The 13,989-nt window shown below is 70.6% G+C and carries 15 protein-coding genes; 8 read left to right on the forward strand and 7 right to left on the reverse strand.

Going from position 1 to position 13,989, the window contains the following annotated elements; genetic code table 11:
• Positions 1-3: 3 nt before the first annotated feature.
• The 4 genes from ACIBW6_RS30680 to ACIBW6_RS30695 all read left to right on the forward strand — a co-directional run bounded on the left by ACIBW6_RS30680 (position 4) and on the right by ACIBW6_RS30695 (position 3,986).
• Positions 4-132 carry a hypothetical protein gene (locus ACIBW6_RS30680; RefSeq protein WP_399065322.1) on the forward strand — a complete coding sequence of 43 codons (129 nt, stop codon included), beginning with the start codon at positions 4-6 and terminating at the stop codon, positions 130-132.
• A 139-nt stretch (positions 133-271) separates the two neighbouring features.
• Positions 272-2,191 carry a RiPP maturation radical SAM C-methyltransferase gene (locus ACIBW6_RS30685; RefSeq protein WP_399065325.1) on the forward strand — a complete coding sequence of 640 codons (1,920 nt, stop codon included), beginning with the start codon at positions 272-274 and terminating at the stop codon, positions 2,189-2,191.
• Between the two features lie 75 nt (positions 2,192-2,266).
• Positions 2,267-2,920, forward strand: coding sequence for a DUF5825 family protein (locus ACIBW6_RS30690; protein ID WP_399065327.1), 654 nt, complete (start codon positions 2,267-2,269; stop codon positions 2,918-2,920).
• Between the two features lie 346 nt (positions 2,921-3,266).
• Positions 3,267-3,986, forward strand: a complete 720-nt coding sequence (locus ACIBW6_RS30695) for a DUF6082 family protein (protein WP_399065329.1) — start codon at positions 3,267-3,269, stop codon at positions 3,984-3,986.
• Positions 3,987-4,201: 215 nt separating this feature from the next.
• Here ACIBW6_RS30695 and ACIBW6_RS30700 read toward each other — a convergent pair whose 3' ends face one another.
• Positions 4,202-5,338, reverse strand: a complete 1,137-nt coding sequence (locus ACIBW6_RS30700; protein ID WP_399065331.1) for a PQQ-dependent sugar dehydrogenase — start codon at positions 5,336-5,338, stop codon at positions 4,202-4,204.
• Positions 5,339-5,857: 519 nt separating this feature from the next.
• Between ACIBW6_RS30700 and ACIBW6_RS30705 the strand changes: the two genes are divergently transcribed.
• Positions 5,858-6,025, forward strand: coding sequence for a hypothetical protein (locus tag ACIBW6_RS30705; RefSeq protein ID WP_399065334.1), 168 nt, complete (start codon positions 5,858-5,860; stop codon positions 6,023-6,025).
• Between the two features lie 82 nt (positions 6,026-6,107).
• On the opposite strand, the gene ACIBW6_RS30710 is transcribed toward ACIBW6_RS30705, so the two are convergent.
• Together ACIBW6_RS30710 and ACIBW6_RS30715 are read right to left on the reverse strand one after the other, a co-directional pair.
• Complete coding sequence (locus ACIBW6_RS30710; protein ID WP_399065336.1) at positions 6,108-6,560, reverse strand: hypothetical protein; 453 nt, start codon at positions 6,558-6,560, stop codon at positions 6,108-6,110.
• Positions 6,561-6,649: 89 nt separating this feature from the next.
• Positions 6,650-7,300 carry a TetR/AcrR family transcriptional regulator gene (locus tag ACIBW6_RS30715; RefSeq protein ID WP_399065338.1) on the reverse strand — a complete coding sequence of 217 codons (651 nt, stop codon included), beginning with the start codon at positions 7,298-7,300 and terminating at the stop codon, positions 6,650-6,652.
• A gap of 348 nt (positions 7,301-7,648) precedes the next feature.
• Here ACIBW6_RS30715 and ACIBW6_RS30720 point away from each other — a divergent pair, with 348 nt between their 5' ends.
• The gene (locus tag ACIBW6_RS30720; protein WP_399065340.1) at positions 7,649-7,822 is read left to right on the forward strand and encodes a hypothetical protein; all 174 of its coding nucleotides are present in this window, start codon (positions 7,649-7,651) and stop codon (positions 7,820-7,822) included.
• A 98-nt stretch (positions 7,823-7,920) separates the two neighbouring features.
• Here ACIBW6_RS30720 and ACIBW6_RS30725 read toward each other — a convergent pair whose 3' ends face one another.
• Positions 7,921-9,321, reverse strand: a complete 1,401-nt coding sequence (locus tag ACIBW6_RS30725; RefSeq protein WP_399065342.1) for a beta-propeller fold lactonase family protein — start codon at positions 9,319-9,321, stop codon at positions 7,921-7,923.
• Between the two features lie 460 nt (positions 9,322-9,781).
• Between ACIBW6_RS30725 and ACIBW6_RS30730 the strand changes: the two genes are divergently transcribed.
• Positions 9,782-10,102 carry an ArsR/SmtB family transcription factor gene (locus ACIBW6_RS30730; protein ID WP_399065344.1) on the forward strand — a complete coding sequence of 107 codons (321 nt, stop codon included), beginning with the start codon at positions 9,782-9,784 and terminating at the stop codon, positions 10,100-10,102.
• Between the two features lie 197 nt (positions 10,103-10,299).
• On the opposite strand, the gene ACIBW6_RS30735 is transcribed toward ACIBW6_RS30730, so the two are convergent.
• Complete coding sequence (locus ACIBW6_RS30735; protein WP_399065346.1) at positions 10,300-10,899, reverse strand: hypothetical protein; 600 nt, start codon at positions 10,897-10,899, stop codon at positions 10,300-10,302.
• 343 nt (positions 10,900-11,242) lie between these two features.
• Here ACIBW6_RS30735 and ACIBW6_RS30740 point away from each other — a divergent pair, with 343 nt between their 5' ends.
• Complete coding sequence (locus ACIBW6_RS30740; protein ID WP_399065348.1) at positions 11,243-13,057, forward strand: cellulase family glycosylhydrolase; 1,815 nt, start codon at positions 11,243-11,245, stop codon at positions 13,055-13,057.
• A 66-nt stretch (positions 13,058-13,123) separates the two neighbouring features.
• On the opposite strand, the gene ACIBW6_RS30745 is transcribed toward ACIBW6_RS30740, so the two are convergent.
• Together ACIBW6_RS30745 and ACIBW6_RS30750 are read right to left on the reverse strand one after the other, a co-directional pair.
• Positions 13,124-13,498, reverse strand: coding sequence for a hypothetical protein (locus ACIBW6_RS30745; RefSeq protein WP_399065350.1), 375 nt, complete (start codon positions 13,496-13,498; stop codon positions 13,124-13,126).
• A gap of 212 nt (positions 13,499-13,710) precedes the next feature.
• A complete protein-coding gene (locus ACIBW6_RS30750; RefSeq protein ID WP_399065352.1) occupies positions 13,711-13,929 on the reverse strand; it encodes a hypothetical protein in 219 nt (72 codons plus the stop codon).
• Positions 13,930-13,989: the final 60 nt, after the last annotated feature.

Genomic DNA, 13,989 nt, shown 5'->3' on the forward strand with positions numbered 1-13,989 from the left:
ACCATGCAGAAGGACATCATCCACAACGACCCGTTGGCCGAGGACGAGACGAACCGCAAGCCGAGCGTCGGCATCACGGTCACCGTCCCGTTCCGCAACGCCGAGGACGGCGACGACACCGTCGAGGACTGATCCTCACCGGCCGGCCCCGGGTCACCCCGGGGCCGGTCGGGCCGCACCGGCGCCGCCCGTGCCGCCGCCGGTCACCGCCGCCGCCCGCACCATCACCCGCACCACCGCCCGCCCGCATCACGTCAGGAGAGAAGCGCCCATGCGCGTACTGCTGGTCAACATGCCCTGGTCGCCCATCGACCTGCCGTCCCTCGCCCTGGGCATCCTCAAACGAAGCGTCGACGAGCGCGTGCCCGGTGCCACCGCCGACGTGCTGCACGCCAACCTGATGTTCACCGACTGGATCACGGAGCGCACCGAGTTCACCGGCGAGGACTACGAGTACTACGCCCTCTCCTCGTACTTCATGGGCTGCGGCGACTGGGTGTTCTCCTCCGCCCTGTATGACGACCCGGCCTGGCGCGAGGAGGAGTTCGTCGCCACCATGACCGGCAAGCTCAAGTCCGCGCGGATGAAGATGACGCGTGAACTGCACCGCATCGCACCGGAGTTCGTCGAGGACATCGCCCAGCAGATCGTCGCGGCGAACCCCGACGTCGTCGGGTTCACCTCGACCTTCCAGCAGAACACCGCCGCGCTCGCCGCCGCCCGCCGTGTCAAGCAGCTGGCCCCGCACATCGTGACCGTCATGGGCGGCGCCAACTGCGACGGTGAGCAAGGCGCCACCGTGCACCGCAACTTCCCCTTCGTCGACCACGTGGTACGAGGCGAGGGCGAGGCCGCCTTCCCCGATCTTCTCGGCGCGCTCGCGGCGGACGGCCCGCTCGACGGCATCCCCGGCCTGTGCCACCGCGATGCGCACGGGACGAGCGTCGCCAACCCGATGGCGACGCGCCCGCTGCCGCCCGCCGCGATCCTGCCGCCCGACTACAGCGGCTACTTCGAGCGGCTCGCCGCGTCCGTCGCCCGCAACTGGGTCGAGCCGAAACTCGTGGTCGAGGGGGCGCGCGGCTGCTGGTGGGGGGAGAAGCACCACTGCACCTTCTGCGGGCTCAACGGCTCCTTCATGGAGTTCCGCTCCAAGAGCCCCGACACCTTCTACGCGGAGATCATGGAACTGGCCCGCAGACACCGCGTCCTCGACATGTATGTCGTCGACAACATCCTCGACATGCGCTACCTGACCACCGTGCTGCCCCGCATCATCGACAGCGGCTACGACCTGCGCCTGCACATCGAGATCAAGGCCAACATGAAACGCAGCCAGCTGCGCACGCTCGCCGACGCCGGGCTCATCTACGTACAGCCCGGCATCGAGAGTCTCAACAGCCGGGTCCTGGACCTCATGGACAAGGGTGTCAGCGGCTGCCAGAACGTGCGCATGCTGCGCGACGGCGCCGAGACCGGGCTCTCCGTCGCCTGGAACTACCTGCACGGGTTCCCCGGGGAGAGCGCCGAGGACTACGACCCGGTCATCGCCCAGATACCCGCCCTGGAACACCTGGACCCGCCGGTCGACCTGTCCGCCCGTATCGCCATCGAACGCTTCAGCCCCTACTTCGAGCGCCCCGAGCTGGGCTTCACCGGTCTGCGGCCCGAAGCGCACTACCGCTTCACCTACGATCTGCCCGAGGAGGAGCTGTACGGCATGGCGTACGTCTTCGAGGCGCCCGCCCGCGGCATCGGCGAACCCACCGTCAGCGCCCTCAACGACGCCCTGGCCGCGTGGAAGAAGCACCACACGGACGCCCGCCTCACCCATGACGACCACGGGGACCGCATCGTCCTGGTCAGTCGGCGCCGGACCTTCGACTGGCGGGTGAAGGAGCTGACCGACCCCTTCGAACTCGCCCTCTTCCGCCTCCTAGACCAGCCGCACAGCGTGCAGGCGCTCACCCGCAAGGCCGCGGCGCGCGTCCCGGGCGCGGCGCGCGGCGAGGAGGCGGTCCGGCAGCTCCTCGACTCCTGGCTCGCCCTCGGCATCGTCTTCGCCGACGCCGGTCAGTACGTGCACATCGCCCCTGCCGCCGTCAACGAGGACCTGCTGCGCCTGGACTTCATGCGGCACATCCACACCGCGGACTCCCCGGACGGGGCCGCCGTCCCCGAGCCGGCCTGACCGTCCCCCGTCCCGCATCACGGCGCTTCGCCGCACTCCGCATCACTTCGCCTCGCCTCGCTTCGAAGGAGCACGATGACCGCCACTCTCACCGCGCCGACGGTCCTCGCCTGGCGCGACTACGATCCCGCCGCGTGCGAGCTGCCCGGCATGTCCCTGGGCGAGGTTCCCCTGCCCGGGCCCGCGCGCGGTCAGGCCGCACGGTTGTGGGAGCTGGGCGCGCGCCGCGTACGGCTGTCCGCGCCGGTCGATCTGAGCGCTGGTGCGGACCCGGCCGCGGCCGTCCACGGGCTCTCCCTGGTCCGGGACCTGACCGCGCGAGCCGTCATGGTCGAGTGGGAGCTGCGCCTCGACCCGCAGGACGGCGAGACCTGGCGCCGCCTCAGCCACCTCCAGCCGCCCGCCGCGCTGTTCGGCCCCGCCGAGGCGGAGGAGTCGCTGCGCTCGTGGCGACGGGGGCACTACCTGTGCAAGTGCCTGTGGCGGAAGGGCCCCGGATTCCTGCAGATCCGGGACCGCCGCTGGGGCGAACTGCGCCGCTTCACCGCCGATGAGCCCGAGTACGACACCGCGGTCGGTCTGCTCGACTACGGTGCCCTCGCCGACACCGTCGATCAGACCGCCCTGGCCGACTTCCGCTCCGAGCAACTCGTCCTGGACGTCGGCCCGTACGCGTGGTGGGTGCCGTATCGGGTCAGCCGGTGGCTTCAGCAGTCGATCGCCATCTGAGCGGGGGGAGCGGGGACGTGGCTTGGGGGGTGTGCCCGACGGTGGGCGGGCGCGTCATCGAGTTTCCGTGCCTCGGCGTGGAACCTCGCGAAGGATGACTGGCCGACGGGCTCCCAGCCCATCATCCTGCCGGTCACTTGTCGTGCTGGACCGGGACGTCCGTCAGGACGCGGCGGTGGTCTTCCGGTGGGAGACCGTGCTCCTGTGCAGGGGGACGATGTCGAGCGCGACCGCTGCACGTAGGCTTCGCTCTGGCTCGGCCTAGTCACTGGGGCAGGCTCGCCTGGGGGTGATTCACCTGATAGCTCGTCATCGGTCTGCGGCTGCGGAATCAGTGGCTCGCCGCGTGGGCAGAGCTCTGGGGCTGATTGCCGTTGCGGCGGCTGTGCTGGCGGGGCTGCTGTTGTCTCCTTTCGTGCTGGAGGACATCGCCAGCTCCAAGGGGGTGGACTGGAACAGGCTGGGCCAGGTCGGTGCGGCGTACGGCTTCACGTCGGCGGTCGTCTCGGCGCTCGCGTTGGCCGGCGTCGCTGCTTCACTGATCGTCCAGAACCGTCAGGCCAGGGCGGAGCAGGTCCAGGGAATTCGCGGCTATTACCTTGAGCTGGCACGCCTGGAACTTGATGACATGGCGCTCTATCAGCCTGTCTGGGGCGCCACGGACATTGCTGATCCCGATGAGCGCAAGCGGCATGTCTATGCCGATCTCATGATGAACTACGCGTGGATGGGCTTCGAGATCGGGACCATTCGCGAGCCTCTCCTACGGGACATGCTGGCCGGGATGTTCACCGGCGAGGCCGGGCGGCACTACTGGACCAGGGCCCGGATCTCGTGGACCGCCGGCTCGTCCGGAAACCGTGTCGGTCGTCGCTTCCTGACCATCGTGAGCGAGGAGCACGCTCGCGCTGTCGCTGCCGGACCACCGACGCCCTCGGCCGCCGCACCCCGCCCACCTGACGTGCCGGTCGCCGGAGCAACGCCCGCATGGCGGACGTCGGTCGGCGCCCTGATCGGCCTGAGCGCCGGCCTGGCGCTCGGATCGCTCCTGCGCGGCCGACGCTGAACACCGTCAGCCACGGGTTGGGGGATCACGGTGTGACGGCTGTGATCACGGCGTCGGAGCCGTCTCGGACAGCCCCGATCACCGGGCTGAGCCCGCGCTGCTATCGGAGTTCCTGCCGGGCGGACGGCTGGTGGGCGGACGACCGCCGGGCGGAGCCTGGTGGGCGGCTGCCGCCCCCGACGGTCCGAACGCCGAGGACGACATCGTCCGTCGGGCTACGCCGGGTCGAGGCGGCCGACGCCTCCGCCCAGACCGAGCACGTACAGCTCACCCTCGCGGTCCTGCACGAACGAGGTGACCTCGCCGCCGCTGACACCGAGATCGCCCACCTCGGTCACCTTGCCCTTCCTCAGCTTCAGGGACCGCACGGTGCCGTCGCAGGAGTCACTGAAGAGGTACTGGCCCCTGAGGGCCGGGATGGCGTCGCCGCGGTAGACGAAGCCGCCGGTCACCGCGCACCCGAGGCCCGTGCGGTCGTACTCGTGGATCGGGGGCGTGTGGTTCGCCGGTTCCGTGCCGCCTCGGAAGGGGTGGGTGCCCTCCATCTGGGACCAGCCGTAGTTCTCCCCGCCGTTGCTGCTCGCCGGGGCCCGGTCGACCTCTTCCCAGTCGCTCTGGCCCACGTCGCCGATGTAGAGGTCACCGGTGTGGGAGTCGAAGGAGAACCGCCACGGGTTGCGCAGGCCGTACACCCAGATCTCGCCTCTCGCGTTCGGGTCGTGCGCGAAGGGGTTGTCGGCCGGGATGGCGTACGGGGTGCCGTGGTGCGGGTCGATGCGCAGCAGTTTGCCCAGCAGCGTGCCGAGATTCTGGCCGTTGGCGTGCGGGTCGCCTCCGGCGCCGCCGTCGCCGAGGGCGATGTACAGATAGCCGTCGGGGCCGAACTTGATGTCGCCGCCGTTGTGGTTGTTGTAGGGCTGCGTCTGCGTGAGGACGGTGCGTCGTGTCTTCGGCTGGAGCTTTCCGTGCCGCACGGCGAACTCGTCGATGGTGCTGGTGCCTTCGAGGTCGGTGTACGAGATGTAGAAGTGCGCGAACTTCTTGTCGAACGCGATGCCCAGCAGGCCGCGTTCACCGTCGACGGTCGTCTCGGCGGAGATGTCGAGCACGGGCGCGCCGAGCCCCCCGTCACCCAACACCCGCACGGTTCCGGCCCGTTCGGCGATCCAGACCGTTCCACCGGGGCCGGCGGCGCCCGCGGTCGGGTTCTGCGCCGTGGCCACGTTCGTGAGGACGACCTCCGGCACCTGGCGCCGGGCGGCGGGTTCGTCCGCGGCTGCGGTGGTCAGGGCGAGGGAGGCGAACAGACAGACGGTGGCGATCATGGCCGAGCTTCTCGTGCGTACTTTCACCGTGATCCTCCTGGAGGCGGCGAGCGGGGGCACCCGGCTGCTCGGGACGCGACGTCCCGCGTGGCGCACGCCAGTACGCAGCCCGGGTGGGGGAAGGCCGTACCACTGGCGCGGCTGAGGATACCGGGACGCGAGTCGCTGGTATAGACCAAGGGGCGGGGCTGCGACCGGTGCCTGCCGGTGGCTCGGACCGCCCCGGCTCTCGTGGCGCCTGGCGTCCACGGCCGGCGTCCGGCCGGCGACCCGCATTCCTACAGGCACGTACGCGCACGTCTCACGCGAACATGTCCTGACGCGTGGAAGCGACCAGGACGCCTGACCCGTCGCCAACCATGAGGCGGCCAGGAGCGCGAGTCCACCGCCGGTGATGACACCCGCGCGGCCGGTGATGACACCCGCGCGGCCGGCGTCGGCACCTCGCCCGGCCCGGGAGGCGCCCAGCCCGGCGACCCCGAAGAGGCCGATCTGGGCCGTGCTCAGGTGCCAGGGTTCTCGGTGGCGGCGAACGGGGCTCCGCCCTTGCAGGGCTCCCAGTGGGCGGGCGTCGCCGTCGCCATGGCGGCCGGGGTGGCGATCGGCCGCGTCCCGGCCGACCTTACTCCGGAACGCCGGACCCGGACGCTGGTGCTCGCGCTGGCGCTGGGGGGCGGGGTGACGACGTTGGCGAAGGGAATCTTCACGTGGTGAGCTGACCTGCTGGACAACGCCTCCCGCTCGAGGCGCACTTCGGGGCCGCACCATGTCCCCGGGGACCATCAGCGGTCCACCCTCAGGGCTCCTCGCTCCTGGCAACGGGAGGGGCGGACGCGGGCCAAGGGGTCGTACCGATGAGGAGGGCGCGGGCGGTGCTCCACACGACCGCGGCGTCGAACCGGTCGGCCCGCCACACCGTGGCGCGCATCGTGCCGTGATCGCGGTACGCCCGCACGATGCGGACGTGGTCCGGACGGCGGACGAAGTCGAGGAGCGGGCGCGATCCGGACCAGACGGAGAGGGAGCCCGAGCGGCGGCGTGCCGGTTCGGCCCACAGCCACATGCCCACGGAGCCGGTGGTCGCGGGCCAACGGCGGCGCAGGCGCAGGCCGTTGACCGCGACGCCGAGCGCCCGCACGTGATGGTCCGCGGTGAACTCCGTCAGGCTGATCCATACCGGGCCGGTTCCGCTCTCGCGAGGGAGGTCCGGCCCCGGTGTCCAGGGCGCGCGCAGGATGGTCGTCGTCATGCCCCGATCATAAAACTAAACGAACGATCGTGCTGATACTTTCGGAAACGGGACCGGAAGGTCAGCAGAACCCCGGCTGCCCGGACGCATCATCCAGCGCGTGGCGCCAGTTCGGGGCGTGTCACGAGCCCGTGGAGCCGCGCCGCGATTCCTGCCCGGGCGCGCTGGTACCCCTCGACGCCCCCGAGCAGCACCGACTGCGCGTTCGCCAGCTCCAGCAGCGCGATCAGCTCAAAGGCCAGCTGCGGGACATCGCACCGCGCGTCCAACTCGCCCAGGCCGCGCGCCTCTTCGGCACATCGCTCGACGAGCTCCACCCAACTCCGCTGGGCCCGCACCAAGGCGTCGTGCACCGCGCCCTCCCGTGCGTCGTACTCGGCGAGGGCGCCGTAGAAGAAGCAGCCACCGGGAAAGACCCGCTCGCGCGAGTACGTCAGCCAGCTCTCGCAGAGCCGCCACAGGCGTTCCGTGCCGGGCGGCACATCGAGCGCGGGGCGCACCACCTTCTCCTGGTAGACGAGGGCCGCCGCCCGGACCGTCGCCAGTTGCAGCTCCTCTTTGGAGCCGAACAGGGCGAAGACCCCGCTCTTGCTGAGCTTCAGCTCGGTGGCGATCCGCCCGAGGGACAGGGCGTCGAGCCCTTCCACGGAGGCGATGTCGACGGTCCTGCGCAGCACGAGCCGCCGCGTCTCGTTCCCTCGCGCGACCCTGCCGTCCACCGCACCGTTCGCCTGCGTCATGCGTCCATGATGCGGTACGCGCGGCCCGCCCGCGGTGGTGCCCTGACGGCGGTCGCCGGTTCAACGCCCGGATCGCGCCTCTACCCCCCACGGAACATGCTCCTCACAATTGCGCCAGAAAGGCGCAGGTCACGCGGTGGGAGGGAAGCGCCTGAAGCACTAGGTGAGCATCAACCGGCAGGAGGACGAATCGAGCCGATCGGTTGATGCCGGGAGTGCGGCGCTCCCCCATGATGAATATGTCGCTGCTTGCGGTGATTGCGTAGAGCCTCGGGAGCCCGGGACAGGGCGCCTCGCGGTGGCGACGAAGAACGATCAGGAGCAGTGCGGCATCAGGAAGGAAGCGCCATGGGTCTCTTCTCCCGCATGCACGAGCGGACCGCCCGGAAGATGGACGAGTCGCGCACGAAGGCCCACGACAAGGCTCTCGCGCGAGGTGCCACCGAAAAGGAGGCGGTGGCCGCGGGCGAGCGGGCCGCGCGGCGCCGGCGCCGCGCCCGCCGGTCCATGCTCTCCTCGTGAGCCGGGCAGCGGGCGGGACGAACAGCCCGGCCGGGCTGTTCGTCCGGCCCGACCGGTACGGGTCCACGCGCGTCCCTCGATGTGGAGCGGGTCTGCGCTCAGCCGCAGGTGATGATCAGTGACGTCAGGACCGTGCAGGTGCGCGTGGCCGAGTCGTTGGCCGGCCGCGGGTCGACCGGATTGCCGGCCGTGCGCGCCGCGGTGACGGTGTAGGGCAGTCCCAGCGTGAGTGTGCCGACCGGGACGCTGAAGGAGCGGCTCGTGCGGGCGCCGGCCGCGAGGGTTCCGACGGTGCAGGTCACATGGCCGCTGGTGGGGGTGCAGGAGCTGCTGGTGGCGGTCATCGGCGCGGGGAGCGTGGCGGTGACGGTGGCGGACTTGACGGCGGAGGGGCCGCGGTTGGTGAGGGTGACGGTGTAGTCGATGCGGCCGTTCAGCAGGCCGGGCACCGCTGTGGCCTTCAGGGCCACGTCGAGGTCGGCCGCGGGCGTGGGGGCGAAGGCGAGTCCGGTCGGATGGGGACCGACCGGCACGGTGGCTCCGACGACACTCGTGGCGGTGTCGATCAGCGTCAGAGTGTCGCCGTAGGCGTTGGCGACATAGGCCTTGGCGCCGGTCGGATCGAAGGCCACGGCCTCCGGCCCGCCGCCGACAGGGAGCGTGGCGGTGACGGTGTCGGTGGCTGTGCTGATCACCGACACGGAGTTGCTGTCGCGGTTGGTGACATAGGCGAGGGTGCCGTCCGGGGAGAAGGCCACGGCATGCGGGGCGACGCCGACCGGGATGAGCGACGTCACCGCGGCGGAAGCGGTGTCGACCACCGCGACGGAGCCTCCGTTGACGAGGGCGACGTAGGCCCGGGTGCCTGAAGGGTCGAAGGCCACTCCGTAGGCGTGTGCGGGCAGCGGGATGGCGGAGACGGCGTGGGTCGCGGTGTCGATGACGCGCAGGGCGTTGCCGTCGCTGTCGTCGGTGACGTAGACCTGTGAGCCCGCCGGGTTCACGGCCAGGCCGACGGGCCGCTGGCCCACGGGGACGGTGTCCGTGACGGTGTTCGTGGCGGCGTTGATCACGGAGACGACCGCCGCGCCCAGGCGGGATACGTAGATGGTGGCGTCGTCCGGGGCGACGGCCACCGCGTAGGGAAGCTTTCCGACGGTGATGGTGTCGGTCACCTCGGAGGTGGCCGTGTCGATCACGGAGACCGTGCCGTCCGGCGTGTTCGTGACGTACGCGCGGCTGCCGTCCGCGGTGAAGGCCACCCCGTAGGGCTGCGCGCCGACCTTGATGCTGGCCGTCGTGGTGTTGTTGCTGCTGTCGACCGACGAGACGCTGTCCGCGCCGCTGTTGACGACGTACAGCACGGGCCCTCCGGTCGCCGCAACGGCGGTGTCGGTGGTGGGCAGTCCGGTCATGGCGGTGGCGGCCAGCGCCAGGCTCGCCAGCAAGCCGAGACGGCGGCCGCGTCTGACGCCGCGCGTCGAAGGGTTACCGAGCATGCGGAACATCGCATTCCCTCCCCTGTGTCCCGCGCCCCCGCCGCGGAAGCCGGGAGGCCCCAGGAACCGGCGGTGACGCGGTGACACCGTCTCACCACCAGCCGCCAACTGACCACCGGCAGAACGGCCTTCGCCGCGCGCCCCTTCGGGTGGCGCGAGCCGCGCAGGAGCGGCACCGGGACATCGGGGCCGTCCGGACAGCGGGGTGGACCCGGCGCGCGGCGTCCGGTCCGTCCCTGCCGTCGGTTCAGAGGACGGCCAGAGGATGGTCAGAGGATCATGAAGGGCGCATGCTCGATGAGCAGAAGCTTGCGCAGTGACGTGTACAGGCGCGACAGGACTCGGCGACGCGGCGACGCGGGTGCGGACATGACTCCCCCAGCAGCAGTAAGGTACGCCTGGTTGCGTACCTTCACAGGGAAGGTACGCAACCAGGCGTACCTTGTCGAGAGGCGGAGCGATGACGGCGAACGAGTTGGCGCACCCCCGCGTCGAGGAGTTGGAGGTGGAGCCCATCCTTTTGGCCCTGGCCGACGCGAACCGGCGCCGGGTCGTGGCCGAACTGGCCGAACGGCCGGAGGAGGAGCGGCTGTGCGCCTCCTTCGACCTGCCGGTGAGCAAGTCCAGCCGCACCCGTCACTGGCGGGTGCTGCGCGAGGCGGGTCTGGTGTACCAGCGCGACGCCGGGAACGGCTTGTACATGCGCCTGCGCAAGGCGGAGCTGGACGGCCGGTTCCCCGGCCTGATCCAGGCGGTGATCGCCGCCGACCGGCCCCGCTGAACCGCGGCGCGGCGCGACAGGACGGCCGGCGGCACCGGAAGCCGCCGAGGCGCCCCGCACGGAACCGGTGCGGGACACCCTCCTCGCGGCACCGCCGCCGATCCGCTGTCACGGTCACCCGCTCCGCCCCCACCCCCGGGTGTCCGCGGGCGGGTCAGAGCGGGCGAGGGTGTGGCGCGAACAGCGGGCTCGGCAGCTCAGCGCACGTGGACGGCCCCGGTGTGGGCATTGAGCGTGTAGTGGTGGCCGTGGGCGTGCGCCGTGCTGTGAGCGGCGTCGAGGGCGGCGACGCGCACGCCGTGCCGGGTGATCCACGCCTGATAGGTGCCGTGGGGCAGCTTGGTGACGTGAGCGATGTCGCCGTCCGCGAGGCGCACGTCGTGGGTCTTGCCTGTCTTCTGGTCGGTGTGGTGCTTGCCCTGGTGCTGCGGCACGTTCTGCTCGCTGTGCCAGCCGCCGGGGTGCACCACGCCGACGAAGCCGTTCGCCTGGTTGAGGACGTACGTGTACCCGTGGACGCGCTGCGTCTTGTGCGCGGCGTCGAGGGCGGCGATCCGCACACCCTTGTGCGTGATCCAGGCCTGCCAGGTGCCGTCGGAGAGCTTGGTGACATGTGCCGTGCTGTGGTCGCTGAGCGGCAGCGTCTGGGTGCGGCCCGCCCCCGTGCCGTGCTGGGCCGTGGTCGCGACGGCGGCGGGCGGCGGAGCGGCTTCGGCGGTGGCGGCGACGGCGGTCACGGCACCGAGTCCGAGAACCGCGGACGCCACAGACGTACGGAGAATGCGAGAGGTCTGCATGCGCCGGCCCCTTTCCATGAGTCGAACGAATCGTTCGGGTTGGCTGAGTTCGAACGCGTCGTGTGGACCGCGTACTCATGAAGCTAGGAGACCCACATCACGGCATTCCGTATGGAACATCACAGGACCGTGACAACACCTCGATAGTTCTCGAATGCGGAGGAAAGGCCCACCGCTGGCGAGCCCTTCGCCCCGGCCGGGCATCGACGTACGGTCCGCGGCACGGCCCGGTGAGCCAATCGACGCCAGAGGTATTGACGCGTACACGCTTAGTAGCTTCCATGGGAGCGCTCCCAAGCCGCTGGAGCCCGTCAGGTCGCTCCCGCCCACCCAGGAGGCCCCCATGAGACACCCGCCCCACCACCGCTCCAGGAACGCCCTGCTCGCCCTCTTCGCCGCTCTCGCCGTCGCCTTCTCGCCCCTGCTCGCCGCGCCCGCGCAGGCATCTCCGGCTCCCGGCACGGGGAAGGCCTTCGCGGCCGCCGGTTCCGGGTACTGGCACACCAGCGGTCGTCGTCTCCTGGACGCGCAGGACCAGCCGGTTCGGATGGCAGGCATCAACTGGTTCGGGTTCGAGACCGCCAACTACGCCCCGCACGGCCTCTGGTCCCGCGACTACAAGTCCATGCTCGACCAGATGAAGTCGCTCGGGTACAACACGGTCCGGCTGCCCTACAGCGACGACATCTTCGCGGGCACCGAGCCCACCGGGATCACGTACGCGAACGGTCTCAACTCCGACCTGGCGGGACTCGACTCCCTGCAGGTGATGGACAAGATCGTGAACTACGCGGGCTCCGTCGGCCTCAAGATCGTCCTGGACCGCCACCGTCCCGACTCGTCGGGCCAGTCGGCCCTCTGGTACACCGCCTCGGTGCCCGAGACCACCTGGATCACCCATCTGAAGGCACTCGCCACCCGGTACAAGGGCAACACCGCCGTGGTCGGCATCGACCTGCACAACGAGCCGCACGATCCGGCGTGTTGGGGATGCGGGGACACGAGCACCGACTGGCGGCTCGCCGCCGAGCGGGCGGGCAACGCCGTGCTGGGCGTCAACCCCGACCTCCTGATCTTCGTCGAGGGCGTGCAGACGGTGAACGGCCAGTCGACCTGGTGGGGCGGCAACCTCTCCGGTGTGGCCGCGGCGCCCGTGCGGCTGGCCGTCGCCAACCGGCTCGTCTACTCGGCCCACGACTACGCCACGAGCGTCGCGCAGCAACCCTGGTTCAACGACCCGTCGTTCCCCGCGAACATGCCCGGGATCTGGGACAAGAACTGGGGCTACATCTTCAAGCAGAACATCGCCCCCGTCTGGCTGGGCGAGTTCGGCACCACCTTGCAGTCGCCCGTCGACCAGAAATGGCTGGCCGCTCTGGTCGACTACCTCCGGCCCACCGGGACCTACGGTGCGGACAGTCTCAGTTGGACCTTCTGGTCGTGGAACCCCAACTCGGGCGACACCGGCGGCATCCTCAAGGACGACTGGCAGAGCGTCGACACCGTGAAGGACGGCTACCTCGCGTCCATCAAGGCGCCCGGTTTCGCCGGCGGTGGGAGCGGCGGCGACGACACCACGGCGCCCTCGACGCCCACCGGGCTGAAGGTCACCGGCACGACCGCCACGAGCGTCTCGCTGTCCTGGACGGCCGCCACCGACAACACCGCGGTCACCGCCTACGACATCTTCCGCGGCACCGGAAAGGTGGGGTCCGCGACGGGCACCGCCTTCACCGACACCGGGCTCACCGCGGCGACCCGCTATGAGTACTCCGTGCGGGCGCGCGACGCCGCGGGGAACGTGTCGGCGGCGTCGGGACCGGTCACCGCGACCACTTCCGCCTCGGGCGGCGGTCCGTCCGGCTGCACGGCCACTTACAAGGTGAGCAGCGACTGGGGCAGCGGCTTCAACGCCGACGTCACGGTCACCGGCACCGGGACCGCGGCGACCAAGTCCTGGCAGGTCACGTGGGACTGGCCCGGAAACCAGACCGTCACCAGCATGTGGAACGCGACCTCCACCCAGACGGGCCGGACGGTGACCGCCCGCAACGCCGCGCACAACGGCGCACTCGCTCCCGGGTCGTCGACCTCGTTCGGCTTCGGTGCGGCGCCGGGCGGCGCTGGCACACCGACGCTCGTCTGTCAGGCGAGCTGAAGTGAGAGCCGGTGTCCGCGACCGGTCGGGCCCGGCCGCGGACACCGGGACACGCCGGACGGCGGCTCAGCAGTTGGGCAGCGGGTTCGTCTCACTGGAGATCGCGGTGTCCTTCATCCAGCCCCACCGGCCGTTGTCCGCCTTCGTGAACTCCCAGCGCCTCGGGTGCGGGCCGCCCACCCAGGCCTGGTCGTCCATCTTGCACTCGAACCAACTGGGGTTGGAGTGCATGTAGCCGACGATCACATCGGGGTCGGGGTACTGCGTACTCGCTCCCATCGTGCCGTAGACGGGCGCCCCCGACACGTTGTTGCACCACCAGCGTCCGCCGCTCTGCCAGCATCCACCGGCCGCGCTGGCGGACGGGGCGCCGGTCCCCACCACGGCCACGGCGACCGCGACGGTCGCGAGCGCCGCACCCAGCCTGCTCCTCTTGCGCATGTGAATCCCCCGTAGGTCCTTTGCGTGGCGCTCCCCAACGCGGAGCACCGTGCCTCATATGGCAACACGAGCGAACGGTGGCGACTCGCGGGTTCTCCCAAACACCACGAAACAGCCACAAGCAACGCGGCTGGTTCCGCAAGGACGCGGCGACGCCGGTGACTCGGGAGGGGCGATCGCGGGTGGCGAGAGCGGGGGGACGCGGCTGACGCTTAGAACAGGACGTCCTGGCCGACGGGCTGTGTCGTAGCGCGGTCGTGCCGGTCGCGCGGCGGAAGGGGTTCCGCGGCGCCGAACAGCGGCTGCGTGCCCAGTTCGTCGGGAACGGCCGGGACGGCCCCCGGAGCGGTCCCGGCGGGGCGCAGCTCGGCGTCCCGGTCGAAGTCGTCAGGTGTCATGCGCGTCCAGTCGCGTCCACCTTGCTCGCTCATCTCACATCCCTGTCCGGTCGCCGTTCGTGCTGTCCACACCTGTTCCCGTGTTCTCGGCGC

It is taken from the genome of Streptomyces sp. NPDC049813 (genome assembly GCF_044465085.1).
In the GTDB taxonomy this organism is placed as follows: Bacteria; Actinomycetota; Actinomycetes; order Streptomycetales; family Streptomycetaceae; genus Streptomyces.

Bases quoted from the DNA above. Each gene is read 5' to 3' on its own strand.
- ACIBW6_RS30725 (WP_399065342.1), bottom strand. From the start codon at position 9,321: ATGCTCGGTAACCCTTCGACGCGCGGCGTCAGACGCGGCCGCCGTCTC.
- ACIBW6_RS30745 (WP_399065350.1), bottom strand. From the start codon at position 13,498: ATGCGCAAGAGGAGCAGGCTGGGTGCGGCGCTCGCGACCGTCGCGGTC.
- ACIBW6_RS30715 (WP_399065338.1), bottom strand. From the start codon at position 7,300: ATGACGCAGGCGAACGGTGCGGTGGACGGCAGGGTCGCGCGAGGGAAC.
- ACIBW6_RS30690 (WP_399065327.1), top strand. From the start codon at position 2,267: ATGACCGCCACTCTCACCGCGCCGACGGTCCTCGCCTGGCGCGACTAC.
- ACIBW6_RS30680 (WP_399065322.1), top strand. From the start codon at position 4: ATGCAGAAGGACATCATCCACAACGACCCGTTGGCCGAGGACGAGACG.
- ACIBW6_RS30710 (WP_399065336.1), bottom strand. From the start codon at position 6,560: ATGACGACGACCATCCTGCGCGCGCCCTGGACACCGGGGCCGGACCTC.
- ACIBW6_RS30730 (WP_399065344.1), top strand. From the start codon at position 9,782: ATGACGGCGAACGAGTTGGCGCACCCCCGCGTCGAGGAGTTGGAGGTG.
- ACIBW6_RS30750 (WP_399065352.1), bottom strand. From the start codon at position 13,929: ATGAGCGAGCAAGGTGGACGCGACTGGACGCGCATGACACCTGACGAC.
- ACIBW6_RS30720 (WP_399065340.1), top strand. From the start codon at position 7,649: ATGGGTCTCTTCTCCCGCATGCACGAGCGGACCGCCCGGAAGATGGAC.
- ACIBW6_RS30740 (WP_399065348.1), top strand. From the start codon at position 11,243: ATGAGACACCCGCCCCACCACCGCTCCAGGAACGCCCTGCTCGCCCTC.
- ACIBW6_RS30735 (WP_399065346.1), bottom strand. From the start codon at position 10,899: ATGCAGACCTCTCGCATTCTCCGTACGTCTGTGGCGTCCGCGGTTCTC.
- ACIBW6_RS30685 (WP_399065325.1), top strand. From the start codon at position 272: ATGCGCGTACTGCTGGTCAACATGCCCTGGTCGCCCATCGACCTGCCG.